General features: G+C 70.8%; 19 protein-coding genes. 7 read left to right on the forward strand and 12 right to left on the reverse strand.

Features of this window, described 5'->3' with window-relative positions:
- Positions 1–191: 191 nt before the first annotated feature.
- Both gap and tkt read right to left on the reverse strand, forming a co-directional pair.
- A complete protein-coding gene (gap, locus tag M0L44_RS16245; RefSeq protein ID WP_252770856.1) occupies positions 192–1193 on the reverse strand; it encodes a type I glyceraldehyde-3-phosphate dehydrogenase in 1002 nt (333 codons plus the stop codon).
- Between the two features lie 55 nt (positions 1194–1248).
- Positions 1249–3306: a transketolase gene (tkt, locus tag M0L44_RS16250; RefSeq protein ID WP_252770857.1), complete on the reverse strand. Its 2058-nt coding sequence runs from the start codon at positions 3304–3306 to the stop codon at positions 1249–1251.
- 113 nt (positions 3307–3419) lie between these two features.
- Between tkt and speD the strand changes: the two genes are divergently transcribed.
- Positions 3420–3809, forward strand: a complete 390-nt coding sequence (speD, locus tag M0L44_RS16255) for an adenosylmethionine decarboxylase (RefSeq protein WP_252770858.1) — start codon at positions 3420–3422, stop codon at positions 3807–3809.
- Positions 3806–4525, forward strand: coding sequence for an N-acetylmuramate alpha-1-phosphate uridylyltransferase MurU (murU, locus tag M0L44_RS16260; RefSeq protein WP_252770859.1), 720 nt, complete (start codon positions 3806–3808; stop codon positions 4523–4525). Before speD ends, murU begins: the two co-directional genes overlap by 4 nt.
- Positions 4526–4552: 27 nt before the next feature.
- Here the strand turns inward: murU and M0L44_RS16265 are convergent, their stop codons facing one another.
- The 8 genes from M0L44_RS16265 to M0L44_RS16300 form a co-directional block, all read right to left on the reverse strand.
- Positions 4553–5275 (reverse strand): hypothetical protein, encoded by a 723-nt coding sequence (locus tag M0L44_RS16265; RefSeq protein ID WP_252770860.1) that lies wholly within the window; start codon positions 5273–5275, stop codon positions 4553–4555.
- A gap of 44 nt (positions 5276–5319) precedes the next feature.
- Positions 5320–7068 (reverse strand): diguanylate cyclase domain-containing protein, encoded by a 1749-nt coding sequence (locus M0L44_RS16270; protein ID WP_252770861.1) that lies wholly within the window; start codon positions 7066–7068, stop codon positions 5320–5322.
- Positions 7065–8168, reverse strand: coding sequence for an ABC transporter substrate-binding protein (locus M0L44_RS16275; RefSeq protein WP_252770862.1), 1104 nt, complete (start codon positions 8166–8168; stop codon positions 7065–7067). The genes M0L44_RS16270 and M0L44_RS16275 overlap by 4 nt, the downstream gene beginning before the upstream one ends.
- 107 nt (positions 8169–8275) lie before the next feature.
- Complete coding sequence (locus M0L44_RS16280; protein WP_252770863.1) at positions 8276–9904, reverse strand: NAD(P)-binding protein; 1629 nt, start codon at positions 9902–9904, stop codon at positions 8276–8278.
- 13 nt (positions 9905–9917) lie between these two features.
- On the reverse strand, positions 9918–11525 hold the full coding sequence (locus tag M0L44_RS16285) for a polyamine aminopropyltransferase (RefSeq protein WP_252770864.1): 1608 nt from the start codon (positions 11523–11525) through the stop codon (positions 9918–9920).
- Positions 11522–11749 (reverse strand): DUF350 domain-containing protein, encoded by a 228-nt coding sequence (locus M0L44_RS16290; protein WP_435526433.1) that lies wholly within the window; start codon positions 11747–11749, stop codon positions 11522–11524. Before M0L44_RS16290 ends, M0L44_RS16285 begins: the two co-directional genes overlap by 4 nt.
- A gap of 34 nt (positions 11750–11783) precedes the next feature.
- Entirely contained in the window at positions 11784–13403 is a 1620-nt protein-coding gene (locus tag M0L44_RS16295; RefSeq protein ID WP_252770865.1) for a DUF4178 domain-containing protein, read from the reverse strand.
- A 19-nt stretch (positions 13404–13422) separates the two neighbouring features.
- The gene (locus M0L44_RS16300) at positions 13423–14451 is read right to left on the reverse strand and encodes an SPFH domain-containing protein (RefSeq protein ID WP_252770866.1); all 1029 of its coding nucleotides are present in this window, start codon (positions 14449–14451) and stop codon (positions 13423–13425) included.
- 96 nt (positions 14452–14547) lie between these two features.
- On the opposite strand from M0L44_RS16300, the gene M0L44_RS16305 reads away from it, so the two are divergent.
- A complete protein-coding gene (locus tag M0L44_RS16305) occupies positions 14548–15783 on the forward strand; it encodes an FAD-dependent monooxygenase (RefSeq protein WP_252770867.1) in 1236 nt (411 codons plus the stop codon).
- 27 nt (positions 15784–15810) lie between these two features.
- On the opposite strand, the gene M0L44_RS16310 is transcribed toward M0L44_RS16305, so the two are convergent.
- Both M0L44_RS16310 and M0L44_RS16315 read right to left on the reverse strand, forming a co-directional pair.
- Positions 15811–17070, reverse strand: a complete 1260-nt coding sequence (locus M0L44_RS16310) for an SMI1/KNR4 family protein (RefSeq protein WP_252770868.1) — start codon at positions 17068–17070, stop codon at positions 15811–15813.
- A gap of 142 nt (positions 17071–17212) precedes the next feature.
- Positions 17213–18220, reverse strand: coding sequence for a SphA family protein (locus M0L44_RS16315; RefSeq protein WP_252770869.1), 1008 nt, complete (start codon positions 18218–18220; stop codon positions 17213–17215).
- Between the two features lie 136 nt (positions 18221–18356).
- On the opposite strand from M0L44_RS16315, the gene M0L44_RS16320 reads away from it, so the two are divergent.
- From M0L44_RS16320 to M0L44_RS16335, 4 genes are all read left to right on the forward strand, one after another.
- A complete protein-coding gene (locus M0L44_RS16320; RefSeq protein ID WP_252770870.1) occupies positions 18357–18977 on the forward strand; it encodes a chalcone isomerase family protein in 621 nt (206 codons plus the stop codon).
- A 152-nt stretch (positions 18978–19129) separates the two neighbouring features.
- A complete protein-coding gene (locus M0L44_RS16325) occupies positions 19130–19957 on the forward strand; it encodes an HDOD domain-containing protein (RefSeq protein WP_252770871.1) in 828 nt (275 codons plus the stop codon).
- 75 nt (positions 19958–20032) lie between these two features.
- On the forward strand, positions 20033–20704 hold the full coding sequence (locus M0L44_RS16330) for a response regulator (protein WP_252770872.1): 672 nt from the start codon (positions 20033–20035) through the stop codon (positions 20702–20704).
- On the forward strand, positions 20701–22119 hold the full coding sequence (locus M0L44_RS16335; protein ID WP_252770873.1) for a sensor histidine kinase: 1419 nt from the start codon (positions 20701–20703) through the stop codon (positions 22117–22119). Before M0L44_RS16330 ends, M0L44_RS16335 begins: the two co-directional genes overlap by 4 nt.
- Positions 22120–22191: the final 72 nt, after the last annotated feature.

Below are 22191 nucleotides of genomic sequence, written 5' to 3' on the forward strand. Positions count from 1 at the left end.
GTTCCTCAATGGAAGGGTTCGGTCCCGGCCAGTCACATCAGCCTTCGCCAGTCTAGACCTGGATAGATTGCTGCGGCGTGTCCAACAGACCCGGTCAACGCCCGGATATGCCCGCTTTGCGTTGAAAAAGAACGCCCCGGGACCTGACGGCACCGGGGCGCGATCTCAGACGGTCAGGCCGTCCGCCAGGATCACTTGGCGATCACGCGGGCCATTTCCAGGCACTTGTTCGAGTAACCCCACTCGTTGTCGTACCAGGCGACGACCTTGACGAAGGTCTTGTCCAGCGCGATGCCAGCCTCGGCATCGAAGACCGAGGTCATGGATTCGCCGCGGAAGTCGGTGGAGACCACCTTGTCCTCGGTGTAGCCCAGCACGCCCTTCATCGCGCCCTGGCTGGCGGCCTTCATCGCCGCGCAGATGTCTGCGTAGCTGGCTTCCTTGTTCAGCTCGACGGTCAGGTCCACCACCGACACGTCGGAAGTGGGCACCCGGAAGGACATGCCAGTGAGCTTCTTGTTGAGATCGGGGATCACCACGCCCACGGCCTTGGCGGCACCGGTGCTGCTGGGGATGATGTTTTCCAGGATGCCGCGGCCACCGCGCCAGTCCTTGTTGGACGGGCCGTCCACGGTCTTCTGGGTGGCAGTGGCGGCGTGCACGGTGGTCATCAGGCCGCGCTTGATGCCGAAGGTGTCGTTGAGCACCTTGGCCACCGGGGCCAGGCAGTTGGTGGTGCAGCTGGCGTTGGAGATGATGGCCTGACCGGCGTAGGTCTTGTCGTTCACGCCGTAGACGAACATCGGGGTGTCGTCCTTGGACGGGGCCGACATGATGACCTTCTTGGCGCCGGCCTTCAGGTGCTTCTCGGCGGTTTCCTTCGTCAGGAACAGGCCGGTGGATTCGATCACCACGTCGGCGCCGACTTCGTCCCACTTCAGCTCGGCCGGGTCCTTGACGGCCGACAGGCGGATCTTCTTGCCGTTGACGATCAGGTTCGAGCCCTCGACCGAAACCTCGCCCTTGAAGCGGCCGTGCACGCTGTCGTAGGTCAGCATGTAGGCCAGGTAGTCGGGCTCCAGCAGGTCGTTGATGCCGACGATCTCGATGTCGTGGGCGAAGTTCTGCACCGCAGCGCGGAACACCATGCGGCCGATGCGGCCGAAGCCGTTGATACCGATCTTGATGGTCATGGGATCTCTCCGAGTCAGTAAGGTTGGAATAACAGCGGAATCGATCGGCGATGGCTTACTTGGCCAGCACCTTGCGCACGGTCAGCGCGACGTTCTCGGCGGTGAAGCCGAAGAGCTTGAACAGCTCGCCGGCCGGGGCGGATTCGCCGAAGCGGTCCAGGCCCACCACAGCGGCGCAGCCGTACTTCCACCAGAAGTCGGTCACGCCGGCCTCGACGGCGATGCGCGGCAGCTTGGGCGGCAGCACGGCCTTCTTGTAGTCCAGGTCCTGGCGGTCGAACACGGTGGTCGAGGGCATGGACACCACGCGCACCGGGATCTTCTTCTTGGCCAGCTCTTCCTGGGCGCGCAGCGCCAGATGCACCTCGGAGCCGGTGGCGATGATGACCGCCTTGGGCGCCTTGTTCAGACCCACTTCGCTCGGCTCGGCCAGCACGTAGGCGCCGCGGGTGATCACGTCGGCGTCGGTCTTGGGCAGGTAGGGCAGGTTCTGGCGCGAGAGCAGCAGCGCGCTGGGGCGGTGCTTGTTGGCCAGGGCGATCGTCCAGGCCACCGCGGTCTCTGTGGTGTCGGCCGGGCGCCAGACGTCCAGGCCGGGGATCAGGCGCAGGCTGGCGGCATGTTCCACCGACTGGTGGGTCGGCCCGTCCTCGCCCAGACCGATGGAGTCGTGGGTGAAGACGTGGATGACGCGCTTCTTCATCAGCGAGGCCATGCGGATGGCGTTGCGGCTGTAGTCGCTGAAGGTCAGGAAGGTGCCGCCGTAGGGGATGTAGCCACCGTGCAGGGCCACGCCGTTCATGATGGCGGCCATGCCGAACTCGCGCACGCCGTAGTTGATGTGGCGGCCGATCTGGCCGGCCTCGGTCTTGACCACGGCGCCGGCCTCGTCCACGCGGAAGGCGGGGGTGCTGGGGGTGTTGGTCAGGTTGGAACCGGTCAGGTCGGCCGAGCCGCCCAGCAGCTCGGGCAGGCGGGCGGTGAAGTGGCCCAGGGCGATCTGGCTGGCCTTGCGGCTGGCCACGGTCTCGGCCTTGTCGTGGGCGTCGCCCACGGCATCGACGGCGATCTCGGCGAAGTCGGCCGGCAGTTCGCCCGCCATGCGACGCACGAACTCGGCAGCCAGTTCCGGGAAGGCGGTCTCGTAGGCGGCGAAGCGCTCGTCCCAGGCGGCCTGCACGGCGGCGCCGGCGGCGCTGGCGTCCCAGCCGGCCTTCACCTCCGCCGGGATGGTGAAGGGCTCGGCCGACCATCCCAGGGCGGCGCGGGTCAGGCCGATTTCCTCGGCACCCAGGGGTTCGCCGTGGGCCTTGGCGGTGCCGGCGCGGTTGGGCGAGCCGTGGCCGATGGCGGTCTTGCAGACGATCAGCGTGGGCTTGTCGGCACTCTGCTTGGCCTGGGCGATGGCGGCGTCCACCGCGTCGACGTCATGGCCGTCCACCGGGCCGATGACGTTCCAGCCGTAGGCCTGGAAGCGCTGGGCAGTGTTGTCGACGAACCAAGGGGCCACCTTGCCGTCGATCGAGATGCCGTTGTCGTCGTACAGCGCAACCAGCTTGTTGAGCTTCCAGGCCCCAGCCAGGGCGCAGGCCTCGTGGCTGATGCCTTCCATCATGCAGCCGTCACCCAGGAAGACGTAGGTGTGGTGGTCGACGATGGTGTGGCCGTCGCGGTTGAACTCGGCGGCCAGCAGCTTCTCGGCCAGCGCCATGCCCACGGCGTTGGTCACGCCCTGGCCCAGCGGGCCGGTGGTGGTTTCCACGCCCGGGGTCACGTCCACTTCGGGGTGGCCCGGGGTCAGGCTGTGCAGTTGGCGGAAGGCCTGGAGCTGGTCCATCGGCAGGTCGTAGCCGGTCAGGTGCAGCAGGGCGTAGATCAGCATCGACGCATGGCCGTTGGACAGCACGAAGCGGTCACGGTCGGCCCAGTGCGGCGCGGCGGGGTTGTGCTTGAGGTGGCGGGTCCACAGGGCCTGGGCCATCTCGGCCATGCCCATGGGCGCGCCCGGGTGACCGGAATTGGCCTTCTGAACGGCGTCCATGGCCAGGGCGCGGATCGCGTTGGCCAGGGCGGAGGAAGTCAGGGCGGTGCTGCTGGGGGTGTCGAAAGGCATGGGTGGACTTCGGATCTTCTGTTTCGGGAAGCCCGTGGGCAGCGCAAATGCCGCGGACGAGCCGGCCTGGCGGGGAACTCGCTATTTTAGCGACCGGCCGATAATGCGCGGCCATGCAGGGCCTGCACCTCACCGCCGACCTGGTCGGATGCCCCATTCAATTGCCGCAGATGACCGACGCCGCGGCCCTGCGCCGAACCTGCCTGGACGCCGTGCGCGCGGCGGGGCTGCAGCCGGTCGGCGAGCTGTTCCACCGCTTCGCGCCGCACCCGGCGGTGGCCGGCCCCGCGGGTGTCACCGGTGTGGTGCTGCTGGCCGAATCCCACCTGGCGGTGCACACCTGGCCCGAACGCAGCGGCGTGACGCTGGACGTCTATGTCTGCAACCTGGGCGAGGACAACTCGGTCCGAGCCGAGGCTCTGCTGCAGGCCCTGCTGGACGCCTTTCAACCGACCCGGCAGGCCGTGCAGCGCCTGCAACGGGGTGTCGAGACCGAACCATGACCCAGCAGCCCCCGGCGCCGCCCCGCGCCCTCATCCTGGCGGCCGGCCGCGGCGAGCGCATGCGCCCGCTGACCGACGCCACGCCCAAGCCTCTGCTGCCCGTGCGCGGCCAGCCGCTGATCGTCCACCACCTGCTGGCGCTGGCCGCCGCTGGCGTGCGCGAGGTGGTGATCAACACCGCCTGGCTGGAAGAGCAATTTCCGGCCGCCCTGGGCGACGGGTCACGCTGGGGCCTGAAGATCCACTACTCCATGGAAGGCCGTGACCACGGCGGCGCGCTGGAGACGGCCGGCGGCATCGCCAAGGCCCTGCCCTGGCTGGCGCCGCAGGGCGAGGAGGCCTTCTGGGTGGTGTCCGGCGATGTGTTCCTGCCCGGCTTCCCCTTCGCGGCCGCCGAGGCCGCGGCCTTCGCCGCCAGCCCGTACTGGGCCCGGCTGTGGCTGGTGCCCAATGCCCCGCACCACCCGGGCGGCGATTTCGGCATCGATGCCCGGGGCCTGGCCACGCGGTCCGGGGCTGACAAGCTCACCTGGGCCAGCGTGGGCCTGTTCAAGCCGGGGCTGTTCGCGGACATCGTGCCCGGCACCCGGCTGGCCCTGCGGCCCCAGCTGGAGGCGGCCCTGGACGCCGACCGTCTGGCCGCCAGCCGCTGGGACGGCCCCTGGACCGACGTGGGCACGGTGGAGCGCCTGAACGGGCTCAACCTCGGGGCCTGAGCCCCGCGTGATCCGGGCCCCCCGGCCTCAGCCCAGCGCCTCGATGCGCCCCGCGGCGGCGCGCACCCGCTTGAGCATGCCGGCCCGCACCTGGGCCACATGGCCGTGGAACACCAGGTTGCGGTACTTGCCGATCTCCAGCAACTCGTTGAAGAGGGGGCGCTCGACCTTCTCGTTCTGCAGCAGCGCGTCGATCATCTGCCGGTACGAGTAGCTCACCCGGGTGCTGTTGGCCCGCTGCGGCACGTAGAGGTCGTGGGTCTTCAGGAAATCGCGGATCAGGCGCTCCAGGTGCAGGAAGGCATCCAGGAACTCCCCGGCCGGCCGGGTGAGGTCGGTCCCGCCCGTGCCCCCGGCATCCTCCTGGTCCAGCACCTCGGCCGCCGCCTTCTGGTACTTCTTGGGGTCGATGATGGTGACCACGAAGGCCAGCCCGGAGCCGACGGCGGCCAGGTCCACCCCCGCCCCCACCGACTGCAGCCAGCCTGACACCGCATGCTCGGACCGGTTCAGGTAGACGATGACCAGGCTCAACACGATGGCCACGCCGGTGAGCCAGGCCAGCCAGGTCAGCCTGCGGTGGTAGTGGCTGCGCAGCGAGGCATGGATGTCCTCCAGCGAGTCGTCCTTCTCGCGCACCGCATCCATCAGCGAGAGCACCAGGGCATAGCCCGTGAGCAGCAGGGCCACGAAGGCCGAAACGCTTTGGGCCGCCGCGCTGAAGGTCCAGAAAATGTAGTCGTTGTTCATCGCACGGGGCAGGAGAACGTCGGGGCGTCGGGGCCAGCCCGCGCTCAGCCGGCCGGCACGGAGCGGACGTCGCCGGAGGCGTCGCCCGGCATCACCTGGCCGATGAAGCCCACGCCACCGGCGCCCAGCGCCTTGATCGCGTACATCGCCCGGTCGGCATGGGCCAACAGCTCGCTGGCGCTCTGCCCGTCCTCGGGGAAGTTGCTCACGCCGATGCTGGCGTCGATGACCAGGGCCATCCCGGCCACCGGCACCGGCTCGCGCAGGGCGTTCAGCAGCTTGTGCGCCACCACGCTGGCCTGCGCGCTGTCCACCGCATCGCCCAGCAGCACCACGAACTCGTCGCCGCCCAGGCGGGCCACGGTGTCCAGTTCACGCACCTGGGCCTGCAGGCGCTGGGCCAGAACGCGCAGCACCTCGTCGCCGGCCGAGTGTCCATGCCGGTCGTTGATGATCTTGAAATCGTCCAGGTCGATGAACAGCAGGAAGACGCGATGCCCATGGCGGCGGGCCTGCGCCAGCGCCTGTTCCAGCCGGTCCATGAACAGGCGGCGGTTGGCCAGGCCCGTCAGGCTGTCATGCTGGGACAGGTGGGCCAGCTCGTCCTGCTTGTGGCGCAGCTCGCCCAGTTGTCGCCGCACCTGCGCCTGCAGCTCGTACAGGCTGCGGGCCAGCGAGCCCAGCTCGTCGGCCCGGCGCAGCGGCAGATCCTTCATCTCGTGCCCGTCGGCAAAGCCGCGGGCAGAGGCTGCCATCGCATTGAGCGGACGGGTCAGCGCACGCCCGAGCAGCAGGGCGCCCAGCAGGGCCACCAGGCTGGTGCCGCCGACGATGCGCAGCAGCGCCCAGCCCATGGCGGTCGATTGCGCCAGGGCCACCGATTCCACCTCGGACAGGCCCAGCACCAGGCGGTCGCCATTGGCCGGGGAATCGATGTTCTGCGCCACGAAGGCCGCGATCTGCGCCGGTCGCTCGGCTTCGGGCGCATCGATCACGGCACTCGTCCGGTCTCCGCTGAGCAGCGGTGCGACCTGGGCGAATTCGTCCTGCAGCAGGGCCCGCTGGCCGCGGTCGAAGGCAAAGGCCCGGCTGGCGTCGGGATGGATGAGGATGTCGCCGGCGCCGTTGGCCAGGTAGAGCTGGTAGTCCTCCGGCAGATCGGCCGCCAGCAGGCGGAACAGGCCGTTGAGGTCCACATTGACCACCACCACGCCCAGGGCCGGCCCCACATGCTCGCGCACCGGAATGGCCATCTGCAGCATCGGCAGGCCCGGCCCGGTCCCGGCGCTGGTCTCATGGTTGATGGAGATGCGCGAGAGGTAGAAGGCCCCGTCCTGCAGCGGCAGGGCATCGGCCACGTAGGGGAAGTGGCCCTTCTCCTCCAGATCGTCGCCGCTGACCCGCTGCGGCACGCTGCCCACCCGGTCCACCCGCACCCGCTCCAGGCCATGGCGGTCGGCGGCGATGACCCGCAGCTGCAGGTAGGACGGGTTGGCGTCCAGCACGCCGGCGAACAGCACGGCCAGCCGGTCGGCATCGTCGGGACGGTCGTGTTCCAGCAGCTGCCGGGTGACCGGCAGACGGGCGATGACCTGCAGATTGCGCTCGATGGACTCCAGGTTGAGGGTGATCCGGCGCGCCAGCACCTGGGTCGAGGTCAGCAGCTCGCTGTGGGCCGACTGGCGCTCCAGCCGGCAGCTGGCATCCCAGGCGTAATAGCCGGTCAGGCCGGCGGCGCCGCAACCCAGCACGGCCATCCACAGGGTCAGACGGGTGGCGATGCCCAGCTTCATGAGCGCAGCACCTTGGCCACCGAATCACCCGAGACGATGCGCCGCCACAGGCGGTTGCGGCGGTCGTCGTCCTCCACCGGCTCCAGCCACACCAGGGGGGCGGTGAGCGCCGGGGCATCGCCGTCGTTGGTGGTGGCGCCCAGGCCCTGGCGCTGGCGCAGGGCTTCCGAGGCCGCCGGCGACAGCATGTGGTTGATCCAGGCATGGGCCAGGTCGGGATCCCGGGCCTGGCGGGTCACGGCCCAGCAGTCCAGCCAGGCCAGGGCCCCTTCGCGGGGCAGGGCGTAGCGCACATCCAGGCCGGCCTGGCGCAGCAGCTGGAACTGCTGCCGGCCGTAATTGGCCAACATCAGCCAGACGCCACGGCGCCGGAACAGGTCCAGCGATTCTTCCGGCAGGGTGTAGAAGCCGCTGACGTTGCGGCGCAGCGCCACCAGGCTTTCCACCAGCATCGGCCACTTGGCGGCGGGGATGCGGAAGGGCGAGGGCAGGCCCAGCTTCTGCGCCGCCAGCGAGAAGGCGTGGGTGCCGCCGTCGTAGGCCAGCACCCGCCCCTGCAGACGCGGATCCCACAGCGCCGCGATGGAGGCCGGCGGCGTGGCGAAATGGTCCGGGTGGTAGATCAGCCCCATCTCGCTCCAGGCGTAGGGAATGGCATAGCTGCGGCCGCCGTGCACCAGCCCGGGAATGCCTTCCAGGGCCTGGAAGCGGGGCAGCTGCCGCTGCCGGCCCGGCAGGTTCTTGAGCTGCAGCGGCTGCACGGCGTTCAGTTGGATGTAGCGCTGCAGCTCGGCCGTGTTGACGGCCACGACGTCGAAGTTGGCCCCGGGGCCGGGCTGCATGTGGTGCCACAGGGCCTGGTCGGTGTCGACGATGGTGAGTTCGACGCGCGCGGCCAGGTTCTGCTCGAAGCGGTGCACCAGGTCCGGATCGGCGTAGCCCGGCCAGGCGAGCACCCGCAGCGTGCGGCTTTCGGCGGCGCAGGCGGGCCCGGCGCTCAGGCTGAGGCAGGACAGCACGACGCGGCCCAGATGGCGCCGACGCCACCCCCCTGCCAACGCAGCCTCCCGCTCGTCACGAACCACGGTCGAATCCGACATCTCATCCCGTCGCGCGTTGTCTCCCCGGCCTGGACTGGCGCCGGGTGTCGCATCGTAACGGCAGACTCCAGCCAGCCGTCGTGTGAATTGTTCCCCGACTCTGTGGCTCAGTCGCCACCTGAGAGACTCGATTGTCCGGCCTGCCGACCCAGGGTAAAAGCCTCTTCGAACACCGAGTAACCGGCCAATTCCGCGTGGGCGAAGCGCAGCCGGCCGCGCATGGCGCGCAGGGCGGCCAAGGCGGCCGAGCCCCGGGTGCCCGGCACGGGAATGCGCATGGCGTGGCCGTGGCGCATCAGGTCGGCGGCCCGCAGGCGCCGCGGCAGGTCCGGGTGGAGGGGCGCCAGGTCGGCCAGCACCCGCTGCAGCCAGAAGGCCGCGGGCTGGTCGCGCAGGGCCGGGCGATCGGCCTCGGCCAGCGCGTGGTAGACCGTCCACACCGGCGGCACCGGCCGCGGGTCCAGGCGTTGGTGGGTGGCGTCCACATAGCCCAGGCAGCGGGTGCTGCCGGCGGGGGCAAAGCCGACGTTGTCCCAGGCCGGCGGAAAGCCCGGGCGCGCCAGCGGCGGCTCATCCAGTGCCAGGTTGCTGACCAGCCAGGGCGCGTAGCGGGCCCCGGCCGCCGCGGCCACCAGGGCCGGCGGCGGGTTGACCAGCACCCGGGCGGCGATGAACAGCGGCAGCGCCAGCACCGCCTGCGGGGCCTGCCAGGCCTCGACCCGGCCGGCCGCCTCGTTCCAGACGGTGACGCTGACACCCTGCCGGTGCGCTTCCACCGCCAGCACGGTCTGGCCAGTGTGCAGGCGCTCACTCAGCGGCTGAGCCAGGCGTTGCGTGAGCCAGCCATTGCCCTCGGGCCAGGTGAACAGGCCCGGATCGGCCTCGGCCGGCTCGCCCGGGGCGTCGAAGCCGTGCCGGCTGGCGAAGTAATGCAGCCCGGCCCAGGCCGAGACCGTGTCCAGCCCGGCGCCGTAGTCGTCGCGGCAGGCGTAGTCCAGGTAGGCCCGCAGGCGGGCGTCGTCCAGGCCCTCGGCGGCCAGCCAGGCGGCGAAGGTCTGGCCGTCCAGCGCGGCATGGGCCGGCGTCCAGGGCGCGCGCCAGGTGGGCAGGGCAAAGCCCAGGCGGCGGGCCTCGGTCACCCGCCGGGCAAAGCGGCGGTACTGGTCCAGCGTGGCCGGCCGGCCGGCCGCCGAGGGCAGCTGCCCTTCCTGCCAGGCGCCGTCGATGAACAGGCGCTCCTGCGGCGCATGGCAGAGGAAGCGCTCGTCGGGCCGGCTGGCGCCGCGCAGCCCGTCCCATTGCAGCAGGCCGATCTCGTGCAGCCACTCGCCCACCTCGTGGGCGGTGGGGCCGGGCACCGGCAGGTAGTGGGCGCCCAGCGGGCAGCCCTGCCCGGCCAGCACATGGCCGCGGGCGTTGCCGCCCACGGTGTCCTCCAGCTCCAGCAGCTGGGCATCGTCCACCCCGGCGCGCACCAGGGTCCGCAGGGCCGACAGGCCCGCCACCCCGCCGCCCAGCACCAGGGCGCCGGCCCGGCGGGTGACGGCCGGCGCCGGCCAGCCGCCGGCCTTGCGCTCGCGCAGGCGGTGGCCGCGCTCCAGCCAGGCGCCGACCCAGCGCACCGGAAGGTCGGCGGGCAGGCCGGCCGAGGTCTGCGGCGTGCAGCCCGGCAGGGCCCCGCCGGCGGCCAGCGCCAGGCTGCCGCCCAGCCAGCGGCGGCGGGTCGGGCCGTTCATCGCGGCGCGGCCCTCACGGCTGGTGCACCTGGCCCCACTCCTCTTCGAAGGTGTGGACCAGGCCCTGGGTGGACAGGCGGTTGGGCTCGGCCGGCACCCGGGCCATGTCGGGCGGGAAGTCGAACAGCGCCGGCAGGCCCGACAGGGTCAGGAAGCGCAGGCCCGGCGGCAGCGCGGCCGGCGGGTGCCAGGGCCGGTGGCTGGCCAGGATGAAGCCCCATTCGCCGAAGCTGGGCACATCGGCGTGGTACGGGGTGGTGGTGAGGCCCACCGCCTCCAGCGTGGCCGCCACCGTCCAGAAGCTCTTGCGCGCCACCAGCGGCGAGGTGGTCTGCACCACCGCATAGCCGTCGGCCGCCAGGTGCTGGTCCACCAGGGTGTAGAAGGTGGTGGTGTAGAGCTTGCCCAGCGCGAAGTTGGTCGGGTCGGGAAAGTCGATCACGATGACGTCGTAGACATCCTCGGGCCGGTCGTGGGCGGCCAGCCAGCCGAAGGCATCTTCGTTGACGACCTTCAAGCGCGGGTCGGTCAGCGAGCCGTGGTTGAGCGCCGTCAGCAGCGGCTGGGTGGCGAAGAGCCGCGTCATCTGCGGGTCCAGCTCCACCAGGGTGACCTGCTGCACCGAGGGGTACTTGAGGATCTCGCGCGCGGCCATGCCGTCGCCCCCGCCCAGCACCAGCACCTTCCTGGGCGCGCCCTGGGCCGCCATGGCGGGGTGCACCAGGGCCTCGTGGTAGCGGTACTCGTCGCGCGAATGGAACTGCAGATTGCCGTTGAGGAACAGGCGGATGCCCGCCCGGCTGCGGGTGACGACCACGCGCTGGTAGGCGCTGGTCTCGCGCAGCAGGATGGTCTCGCCGTAGAAGCGGTCCTCGGCCCAGGTGGTCAGGCGCTCGGCCCCGGCCAGGCCGGCCAGCAGCGTCACGACCACCGCGGCGCAGGCCAGCGCATGGGCCCGCCAGTGGCGCAGGCTGCGGCGGAACAGCCACAGCGCCCAGACCGCCACGCCCGCGTTGAGCAGGCCGAAGAAGAAGCCGGTGCGGATCAGCCCCAGGTGCGGCACCAGCAGCAGCGGGAAGGCCAGAGCCACCACCAGCGCGCCCAGGTAGTCGAAGGTGAGCACCTGCGAGACCAGGTCCTTCAGCCCGTAGCGGGCCTGGAAGTGGCGCTTGAGGATGCGCATGACCAGCGGGATCTCCAGCCCCACCAGCACGCCCACCAGGACCACCAGCGCGTAGAGCAGCACCAGGAAGGGCGCCTGTGCCGCCACCGGCAGGCTGGAGTGGGCGATGAACAGAGCCGCCGGCAGCGTGCCGCCCACCACGCCCACCAGCAGCTCGATGCGCAGGAACTGCGCCACCAGCTGGCGGTCGATGAAGCGCGAGAGCCAGGAACCCACCCCCATGGCCGCCAGGTAGGCGCCGATGATGGTGGAGAACTGCAGCACAGAGTCGCCCAGCAGGTAGCTGGCCAGCGCGCCGGCGCTCAGCTCATAGACCAGGCCGCAGGCCGCGATGACGAAGACCGAGGCCAGCAGCAGCACCTCGGCGGCCGAGACGGTGCTCGGCGCCTCGTCGCGCGCGGGGGCGCCGGGCACGTCCGGTGGAACAGAAACGGTCATCCGTGGATGGCGGCGGCCACGATCTGGCCGATGGCGATGAACATGCCGGCCACCACGATGCCCAGCGCCACGTTCTTGTGCTCGACGATCTCCTCCCACAGCTTGTAGGGGGTGATCTTGTCGATCACCGCGAAGCTCACCCACAGCAGCGCCACGCCCAGGAGCGCGTACAGCACCGAGCCCAGCACCACGTCGGGGTGCAGCCAGTCCCAGCTCATGATCATCGTTCCATCCTCCGCGAAGGCCGGGGCGCGGCACTCACTTGTGCCCGCCCCCGCCGGTTGAAAAGCCGCCGAACGAGCCGCCGCCCGTGCCGGTGCTGAAGCCGCCCGAGCGCTGCTGCCGGGCCAGGCACTGCTGGTATTCGGTGCTGGCCGGGCCGAAGGTGGCGCGTTCGTCACTGCAGGCGTCCTCGCTGCCGCAGCGGCTCATCAGCAGCATCACCACGACCACCACGATCAGGATGATCAGCCCCTGGCTGAGCCCGCCGCCCTTGCCGGTCAACGGGGTGGCGTCGCGCCGCAGCGCCGCGGCAGCCGGGCCGCTCAGGCCGAAGGCGGTCTGCACCGCGCCCGCCTCCAGCGTGCGGCCCAGCGACCAGACCACCTCGCGCCCGGTCTCCTCGCGCGAGAGCACCGCGCCGGCCGGGCCGTCGTAATCGGTGACTGTGGCGCGCTCGTCGCGCTGCACCCGCCAGTAGAACTCGCCCTGCACCCAGGTGACCTTGGCGTCGTAGCGCCAGCGCTGGCGGAACACCCGTCCCTCCAGCATGGCCTGCTCGCCGCGCACCGTCGGCACGCCCGTCAGCGGCCGCACCCAGCTCCAGCCGTCCTCGGCATCCACCAGGAAGGCGAAGCCCGCGGTGCGGTGGTAGAGCAGGTACTCGCGCCAGAAGGTCTGCTCGTCGTCGCTGCCCGGCGCGGGCAGGTCGCAGCGCTCCTGGTAGCCCACCACCTGCCAGTCCAGCGGCCCCTCCGCGCCCAGCGCCAGCCGGCCGGTGCGGCCCAGCGGGATCTGCGGCTCCAGCCCGCCCGCGCCGCTGTTGGCCTGGGCGTAGCAGGCCAGGTCGGCCCCCAGGCCCAGGGAGATGTCCACCACCGCATGGCACTGCGCGCAAGTGAGGCTTTGCGTGCTGGCCAGCGTGGGCGCCATGGCGGCACCGCAGCTGGGGCAGGCGAAGCTGCGGCCGGCCACCGTCTTCTCGCTGCTCTCCTTCAAGCCCTGCAGCGCCAGCTCGGCCAGCGCCACGCTGCGGCCGATGGCCCATTGCAGCGGCGTGCCGTCGGCGTCGTCCAGCGTGCCCACCTCGCCGCGCTCGTTGCGCAGGTCCACCACGGTGAAGCTGCCCTGCAGCTTCGGCGGCCGAGGCAGCTCGCCCTGGGCGGCGATCAGCGAGGCCGTCTGCACCGAGGCCACGCTCCAGGCCCGGCCATCCACCAGCACCCGCTGGCCGGCGAACCAGCCATCCAGCGCCGGGGGCTCGGCCAGCGGCGGCTGGTCGAAGCTCAGCACATAGGCGCCGTTGTCCTCGCTCAGCCAGGCCGGGCGGGGTGGCGCGTCGGCCCCGGCGTCGAACAGCAGGTGCCATTCGTTCCAGGTGCCCTCGGGGTAGCGGTACTGCAGCCGGCCCACCAGCGTGAAGCCCACGCCCTGGTGGCGGCCGGTGGCGCCCAGCTGCAGCGGGCTGTGGTCATCGAACAGTTCGGCGCTGACGCCGATGCGGCGCAGGGCCTCGCCCTCGCGCACCAGGGTGCTGCGGCAGAAGCTGCAGACGGCGCTGGCCGAGGCCGCCGAAGCGAACTCGACCGGCGCCCCGCAGTTGGGGCACAGCGCGCGCCAGGCCCGCTGGGGCCGCGGCGTGGAAGACGGCTCGGTCACGCGAACAACAGCGGCGTGCTCAGACCAGCTTCTTCAGCAGCTCGGCCTTCTTGGCCGCGAATTCCTCGTCGGTGAGGATGCCCTTGGCCTTGAGCTCGCCCAGCTTCTCCAGCGTGGCCATGATCTCGTCGGGCTGGATCCCAACGGCCCCCGCAGCGGCGGCCGCCGCGCCGCCCAGGCCCTGCCCGAGCTGTTGCGCCAGCACCTGGCCCAGCGCCACGCCGGCCCCCAGGCCCATGGCGTCGCCCGCCACGCTGCCGCCCTGGCCCACGCCCTCGGCCAGCTTGGGGATGGCCTGGGCCGTCTGGTACTGCATGAACTGGCCCATGTTCTGGCCCACCATGCCCATGCCGATCTTCTGGTCCAGGATCTTCTGCAGTTCCTCGGGCAGCGAGACGTTCTGCACGGTCACGCCCTCGAGCTTCAGGCCCAGGGCCTCGAAGGACGGCGCGGTGGCCTGCTGCAGCTGCTGGGCGAACTCGACCTGGTTGGCCGCCAGGTCCAGGAAGGGCACGCCGCTCTGCGCCACCGCGTCGCTGATGTGCTGCAGCATCAGACCGCGCAGCTGGCCGTCCAGGTCGGCCGCGGTGTATCGCTCGCGCGTGCCGGAGATCTCGGTGTGGAAGCGCTTGGGGTCGGTGATGCGGTAGCTGTAGTTGCCGAAGGCGCGCAGCCGCACCGCGCCGAAGTCCTTGTCGCGCAAGGTGACCGGCTGGCTGGTGCCCCAGCGCTGGTCGATCTGCTGGCGGGTGCTGAAAAAGTAGACGTCGCTCTTGAAGGGCGACTGGAACAGCTTGTCCCAGTTCTTCAGGTTGGTCAGCAGCGGCAGGGTCTGGGTGGTCAGCGTGTGGCGGCCCGGGCCGAACACATCGGCCACCTGGCCTTCGTTGACAAACACGGCCATCTGGCTCTCGCGCACCGTCAGCGAGCCGCCGTACTGGATTTCATGGTCGGCCATGGGGTAGCGCCAGGCCAGGGTGCCATCGCCCTCCTCGGTCCACTCGATGACGTCGATGAACTGTTTCTTGATGAAATCCATCAGGCCCATGCTCGGCTCCCAGGCATCCGCCGGCCCCTCGCCGGCGCGGCGAATAATACGCGTCGGGGCCGGAGCGTCCAGCCCCCTGTTCTGACGAGCCTGCCCATGGACACCCCCACCTCCGCTCCCCCGGCCCTGCGCCCGCTGCGCCTGGCCGTCATCGGCGCCGGCCCGGCCGGCCTGGCCCTGGCCCTGCTGGCCGCGCGCGAATGGCCCGAGGCCGCCGTCACCGTCTTCGATGCCCGCCCGGCCGAAAAGGATGTGTCGGGCGACCCGCGCACCCTGGCCCTGTCGCTGGGCAGCGTGCAGTTGCTGCAGCGCCTGAAGGCCTGGCCCGAGGGCGTGGCCCAGCCCATCACCCAGGTGCATGTTTCGCAGGTGCCGCCCACCTTCAACGGGGTCTTCGGTCGCCAGTTGCCGCAGGCCGAGGTGCGCATCAGCGCGCAGGAGCAGGCCGTGCCCATGCTGGGCGCGGTGCTGTCCTATGGCCAGGTGGTGGCGCCGCTGCAGGCCGCCTGGGTGGCGGCCTGCGCCGCCCAGCCGGGCCGTTGTGCGATGCGCTTCGGCACGCCGGTGGCGGGCCTGAAGAACCTGCCCGAGCATGGCGGGGTCGAGGTGGACGCCGGCATCGTCGAGACCTTCGACCTGGCGGTGGTGGCCGAGGGCGGCGTCTTCGCCGAACAGGCCCGCAAGGCCGTGGTGCGCGACTACCACCAGAACGCCTGGGTGGGCCCGGTGACGCTGGACCACGACATGCCGCCGGGCCTGGCCATGGAGCGCTTCACCCGCCATGGGCCGCTGGCCCTGCTGCCGCTCAAGCCCGCGGCCGATGGCACGCGCCGCGCCTCGCTGGTGTGGTGCGTGCCCAGCCAGGACGACCCGGTGGCCACCCTGGACGAGACCCAGCGCCTGACCGTCATCAACAGCCTGCTGCCCAGCGCGGTGGGCCGGCTGACGGGGGTGGGCCCGCTCAAGTGCTTCGCCCTGGGCCTGAATGCCGAGCGCACGCTGGTGCAGGGCCGCCAGGTGCGCATCGGCAACGCGGCCCAGACCCTGCACCCGGTGGCCGGCCAGGGCCTGAACCTGGGTCTGCGCGACGCCTTCGCGCTGGTGCAGGCCCTGCGCCACGCGCAGGACGTGGACGCCGCGCTGCGCCGCATCGAATGGCAGCGCGCGCCGGACCGCTGGAGCATGATCGCCGCGACCGACTTCCTGGCCCGCAGCTTCACCTGGCAGTGGCCCGGCCTGGGCGCCCTGCGCGGCCTGGGCCTGGCCGCCCTGCAGGCCCTGCCGCCTGCGCGCCACGCGCTGGCGCGGCAGATGATGTACGGGCGGAGGTAAAAGGTCGCCGCCCGCGTTTCGGCGCAGCTACCCAGAGATCACCCGTCCGTTCACATCGAATGTGGGTTCAGGCATGTGGGACTCATACGTCCTGCCGCCATCCAGGGGACCGTCGAGCACGGATCCATCTGCCGTGAACCGCCATTGCCGGGTGCCCCCGTCCCAATGGATGCGCCCTTCAGTGACCGCGAAGTACACCCGCTCCAAATAGTGCTCCACGCTCGGCGCCACCTCCTGGCGGGTCTTCCAGTCCGGTGTGACGGTGTAGCGCACCAGGGGAATGGATTCGACAAAGCGCCGACCGTCCTCGTGGATGCCGATGGGGTTGGCAATGCCATTGAGCGGGCAGCGAGTCCGCTGAACTACCCAGAACGCACGCTGCTCCTCGTAGGGCATCCAACGCCCCATGCCCGCGAACAGCGGCGGCGCTTCGCGCTCCATGCCATCGTGCCGGTAGTAGAGCGGCTCCTGACACCACGACAAGAAGGGCGTCATGGTTCTTGAGTAGATCGGCCCTGTATATCTGTGGGCAATGATCTGCTCATGCGTCAGCCCTGGCCGGAACCCGCCGTTCGGCAATTCCGGGCACAGCCGGCACCACAGCGCCTCGATGCGCGCCCACAGCTCATCGTCTGACAAGCGGCGCGAGGGCGAGGCGCCGGCCAGCAACTGCGCCACGCTCAAGCCCGGCAAGGTGCTGCCCCACACGCCCTCAGCATCGCGCTGCAGCGCCCCGGACTCCCAGTTCTTCAGCACTGACAGGAACAGCCCCGGCAGATCGCCCGCCAGGATGGCCGGCGTGCCGTCGTCGGAGACGTCGAAGGCCACCACCTGCCCGCGCTTGCCGGCCTTGGCCGGGTTCAGGTCCAGCACCAGGCATTCGTCGCCGCCCAGGGTGGCCACCGGCACCCGCCGGGGCAACGCGAAGGTGTTGAAGACGGCACCACCGGCTTCGTTGATGTTCTTGCGCTGCTCGCGGACGATCTCGCGCATCGTCGGGTCGGCAGCGGCCTGCTGGGCCACACGCCAGAGCGACAGCATCTCCGGATCCAGCAGCGGCAACCAGCGGTAGCCGGCCAGCAGCTCGGTGCCATGCTGCATGCCGTTGGCCATGCCGTAGAGCTGGCGCACGCCGGCCGGCAGCGGCAGGCCCAGGGCCTCCTCGGCGGCGGCCATCTCGGCCTCGGTGGCCGGTGGGTTCAGGCCCCCGTTGGGCAGGTCGGGGGCCAGGGCCAGGGCCATCTTCTGCAGGCGCTGGCCCAGCCGCTGGCGATCACGCTTGTTCATCAGGGGCCCCTCGGTGCGGGGCGATGCTGTGGGGAAGCCCGCGACTGTAGGGCGGGACGGCACACGCCACGCCCGCGCCCGCGCCGCACCATCCTCAGCAAGGTGGAGGGAGCGCCCTCAGCCCGCCCGCTCTGGTCGAGGGTCAATCCAGCCGGAACATCAGCCGCAGCCAGCTCGTCGTGCCTTCGGGCCGGTTGCGCACATGGAATTCCGGCAGCACCTTGAGTTCGGCGGCGAACTCGCCGTCCTCGGACTGGTAGCCCACCGAGGGCCCCAGGGCGAAGGTCTGCGCCTTGTTGCCGTCGGCGGCCACGTCGGGGCCGGTGTCCTTGGTGAACTGCTTGACCGCATAGCCCTGCAGGCCGAAGCGCCACAGGTCGTTGTAGCGGTACAGCAGCGAGTAGTCGGCGTGCAGGTACTGGCCCGAGCGCACATGGGTGGCCGTGTTCACACCGTTGAAGGAGTAGGTCATGCGGGTGCCGAACTCCAGGCCGTTGTCCCAGGCACGTCCGTAGACGAAACCCGGGCGCCAGGTCCAGAAGTGGCCCGCGCCGGCATTGACCACGTTGTTGGCGTTGTAGTCGCCGGTGGGCACCACGAAGGCGGCCATCAGCACCACGCGGGAGGCGTCGTCCTGAAAGTCGACGAAGGGCGCGATCTCCATGTCGCCCTGGGCCGTCGTTTGGTCCGAAGCAGCCGCGGCAGCGGCATTGAGCTGGGCCTGCACGGCGGGCTTCATCGCGTCCGGGAAGCCGGTGGGGAAACGCCCCGTCAGCGTGGTGTGGGCCGACAGGTCGATCAGGGGCAGCGTCGCCGACACGCCCAGGCGCCCTTCGCCCCAGTAGGTCTCGCTGATGTAGGTCAGCCGGGGCACCACCACATTGGCCTCGATGGCCCCGCCGCGCACCGCCTCGACCCCATTGCCGACGTCGATGGCCTGGGCGTGGCCCTTGCCGTCCTGGAAGCGGGTGGCCTCGTAGTGCTGGTACCAGAGCTGGCCATACAGGCCAGGGTTCTGGGGCACCGTCATCTCCTGGCCGGGGGCCCCCAGCAGGGCTCGCAGCTGCTGACCTTCGGTGGCATGGGCGGCACCGGCAGCGACGACAGTCAGCGCCAGACCACAGACACGGGAAAACAGGGACAACGACATGTGGGCGTTTTTGTACAGTTCACGGTAAGTTGCTTACATTACCGTGAGCGAAGCCGGCATGTCTTCGAGAAAAGCCCTGTTTTGTCGGTAACTTGCCACAGAATTGTTTCCTGCTCTCTCATCGCCCCCCATCGCCATGCCCTCTTCCCGTCGTGACGCCCTGCTCCTGATGTTGTCCGCCCCGGCGGCAGCCTCCGCCTGGGCCCAGAGCCAGACGCCGGCCAACGCAGGCACGCCCCTGGAAGTCGAAGGGTTCAAGTTCGATCCCACCTTTGCGCTGGGGGGCAAGCCGCTGCTGCTCAATGGCGCGGCCGTGTCCTTCATTCTCTCGGTGCGCACCACGGTGGTGGCCCTGTACCTGCAGCGCAAGCACACCACGGTCGAAGGTGCGTTGGCCGAGCCCGGCCCCAAGCGCCTGTGCTTCTACAGCCTGCGCGACATCTCGGCCAAGGACCTCTCCAACACCTTCATCGACCGGTTGCGCAAGAACGCCACCTCGGACGAGATCGCCGGCAATTTCATCCAGATTGCCCAGTTCGGCTCGGCCTTCAGCAACCGCAGCAAGCTGATGAAGGGCGATTTCGTGACCCTGGACTACACCCCGGCGACCAACCACACCGACATGACGCTCAACGGCCAGCACATCGGCGAGACGATGACGGGCGAGCCCTTCTTCCGCATGCTGATGAAGATCTGGATGGGTGCGCGGGTGCGCGAATCCACCCGGGAAGGCCTGGTCGGCCAGGCGGCCGGCTGACGCACGGCCGCCCGACAGGCGGCGGTGCGTCAGATGTCACACCCGCGGCGTCGCCGCAGAAAACAGGGGCGATGGGCGCGGTTTTCGACGCTCACGGTTGGGTGGGTGCGGACGATGATGCGTCATCGCCCGCCCATTCCGCCGGAGTTCCCGTGTCGCTCACCGATCCCTACGTCAAGAAGGCCGCCTCCCTGCCGGCGATGCCCGAAGTGGCCTGCCAGCTGATGGACACCTTCGGCCGGGAGGATCTCTCCCTGGGCGAGTTGTCCGGCCTGATCGGCCGCGACCAGGCCCTGGCCGCACGGGTGCTGCGCTACGCCAACTCGGCCCACGCCGCGCCGCGGCGCGAGGTGGACAACCTGCACGATGCCGCCGCCCTGCTGGGCCTGCGCGCCCTGCGCGAGCTGACCCTGTCGGTCAGCGTGATGGGCGCCTTTCCCCATTTGGAGGGCTTTGATCGCCTGGCCTTCTGGCGCGGCACGCTGGCCGTGGCCAGCTATGCCCAGGCCATCGCCCCGCGCTTGGGCGTGGACCCGGCGGTGGCCTACCTGGGCGGCCTGATGCTGCGCACCGGCGAGATCCTGATGGCCATGGTGGACCCGGCCGGCGCGGCCGAGGTCAGCCGCCACGCGCTGGCCCCCGACAGCCGCATCGATTTCGAGTCGGGCATCCTGGGCTGCGCCCACCCCGAGATCACTGCCGAACTGGCGCGCCACTGGCGCTTCCCCACCGTGCTGATCACCGCCTTCGGTGCCGCGGTGGACCCGCTGGGCTCGCGGCCGTTCTCGCGCCTGGGCGCGGTGCTGCGCCTGGCCAGCGTGATCGCCGACCACCAGGACATGGGCGCCGACCCGGCCGAAGGTCTGCGCCAGACCCAGGAGGCCCTTGTCACCCACCTGGACCTGGATCCGGACGCCCTGGCCGCCGACCTGCCGGACCACCGGCTGGCCATGGCCGGTGCCGACGCGCTGATGCACTGAGGCCTCGCGGGAAAGGACAGCTTGCCGCAAGCTAACCCCCTGGGCTTGAGCGACGCTCCCGCTATGCTGGCGCCCATGCGAATTCTCCTGGTCGAAGACGACGAATGGCTGGCCGAGTCCACCGCCCGGGCCCTGCGCACGCAAGGCTGGGAGGTCGATTGCTCCGCCCGCGGTGAACCGGTGCCCTTGTCCATCGCCCAGGACCCGTACGACCTGCTGATCCTGGACATCGGCCTGGCGGGCATCGACGGCTTCGAGACCCTGCGCCGGGTGCGGGCCCAGGGCAGCCAGCTGCCGGTGCTGTTCCTGACCGCACGCGATGCCATTGAAGACCGGGTGCGCGGCCTGGAAGGCGGTGGCGACGACTACCTGGTCAAGCCCTTCTCGCTCAACGAATTGATCGCCCGCGCCCGGGCCCTGGTGCGGCGCAGCCGCACCCGCCTGGGCAACGGCCTGCAACTGGGCACCCTGCGCATGGACCTGGAGGCCCGCCGCGCCTACATCGGCGACGCGCCGCTGGCCCTGTCCGCCCGCGAATGGGAGGTGCTGGGCTTTCTGCTGGCGCGTGCCGACAAGGTGGTGGCCAAGGACCAGCTGGCCCAGGCCAGCGTCGGTTGGGAACAGGGCGTGTCGGACAACGCCATCGAGGTCTGCATTTCGCGCCTGCGGGCCAAGATCGAACCCGCCGGGCTGCGCCTGCGCACGCTGCGCGGCCTGGGCTACCTGCTGGAAGAGGCGCACCCGTGAGGTCGGCGGCCCAGCCGCCGCGCAGCCTCAAATGGCGCCTGGCGCTGTGGTTGGTGGTGCCTGTGCTGGCCATCACCCCGCTGCTGGGTCTGGGTCTGTACCGCCTGCTGCACGGCACGGCCATGGACTGGCTGGACGAATCGCTGGGGGACACCGCCCTGTCGTTGGTGCCCCTGGTCCACAGCCAGGACGGCCAGCTGGCCATGGAGGTCTCCCCGGCCACCGACCAGGCCCTGCGCTTCGACCGCCAGGACCGCGTGTTCTACCTGGCCCTGGCCCCGAGCCATCAGCCACTGCAGGGCGACGCCTCGCTGCAGGCCCTGGCCCAGGCCGATCCACCGCTGGAAGCCGGCCACTGGCGCTTCTCGACCCGGACCCTCGAAGGCGAGCCGGTGCGACTGGCCCAGCTGGGTGCCCGCTGCGGCCCGGGCACCGCGGTCTGCCAGGTCTTCGTGGCCGAGACCCTGCACAAACGCGACGGCCTGCAGCGCCAGCTGCTCATGGCCACGGGGCTGGTCATGCTGATGCTCTGCGCCCTGCTGATGCTGGCCGGCTGGGGCGTCATCTGGCAGGGCCTGCGCCCCGTCCAGCGCCTGGGCCAGGAGGTGGAGCGCCGCGACCTGGACCGGCTGGACCCGCTGGACGCGACCGTGCCCAGCGAGCTCAGCCCGCTGATCGCGGCCTTCAACCGCCTGTTCACCCGCCTGAGCCAGGCGGCGGCCACCCAGCGGGAATTCCTGGCCAACGCCGCCCACCAGCTGCGCACCCCGCTGACGGCCCTGCGCACCGAGATCGACCTGGCCCTGCTGGAACCGCACGATCCCCAGCTCACGCCACTGCTGCAACGCCTGCAACGGGCGGTGGACCGCAGCGCCCGGCTGGCCCACCAGATGCTGGCCCTGGCCCGCGCCGAGGCCGAAACCCCCCAGTCCCCCCAGCCCCTGGACCTGCGCGCCGTGGTCACCCAGGTGGCCCAGGACTGGGTGACCCGTCTGCCCGGCGGCCCGTCGGAGCCCGAGCTGGATTTCGAGCTGCAGCCGGCACCGGTGCGCGGCCAGGCCTTTCTGCTGCGCGAGCTGCTGGAGAACCTGCTGCACAACTGCGCCTGCTATGCGGGCGAGCACCCCCAGGTCACCGTGCGCACCGGCTGCGAGGGCGCCGTGGCGTGGCTGGAGGTGGAGGACAACGGGCCGGGCATCCCCCCCGCTGAACGGGAGACCGCCCTGCAGCGCTTCCAGCGTGGCACCGGGGCTCGCGGCACCGGCAGCGGCCTGGGCTTGGCCATCGCCCACGACATCGCCCGCCGCCACGGAGGCCAGCTCACCCTGCTGGATGCGCGCCAGGGCCCAGGCCTGCGGGTGCGCGTGACCCTGCCCCGGATGGACGGGCTCGCACCACCCCAGACCCTGGGGTAAGCCCCCAGCCCTGTGGGTCACTGGGCCGGGCACCGCGGGAGATACTGGGGCGCCGGCCCGCCCCCCCCGCCC

Origin of the sequence: Ideonella oryzae (assembly GCF_024055665.1) — a bacterium.
Taxonomy (GTDB): Bacteria; Pseudomonadota; Gammaproteobacteria; order Burkholderiales; family Burkholderiaceae_C; genus Ideonella; species Ideonella oryzae.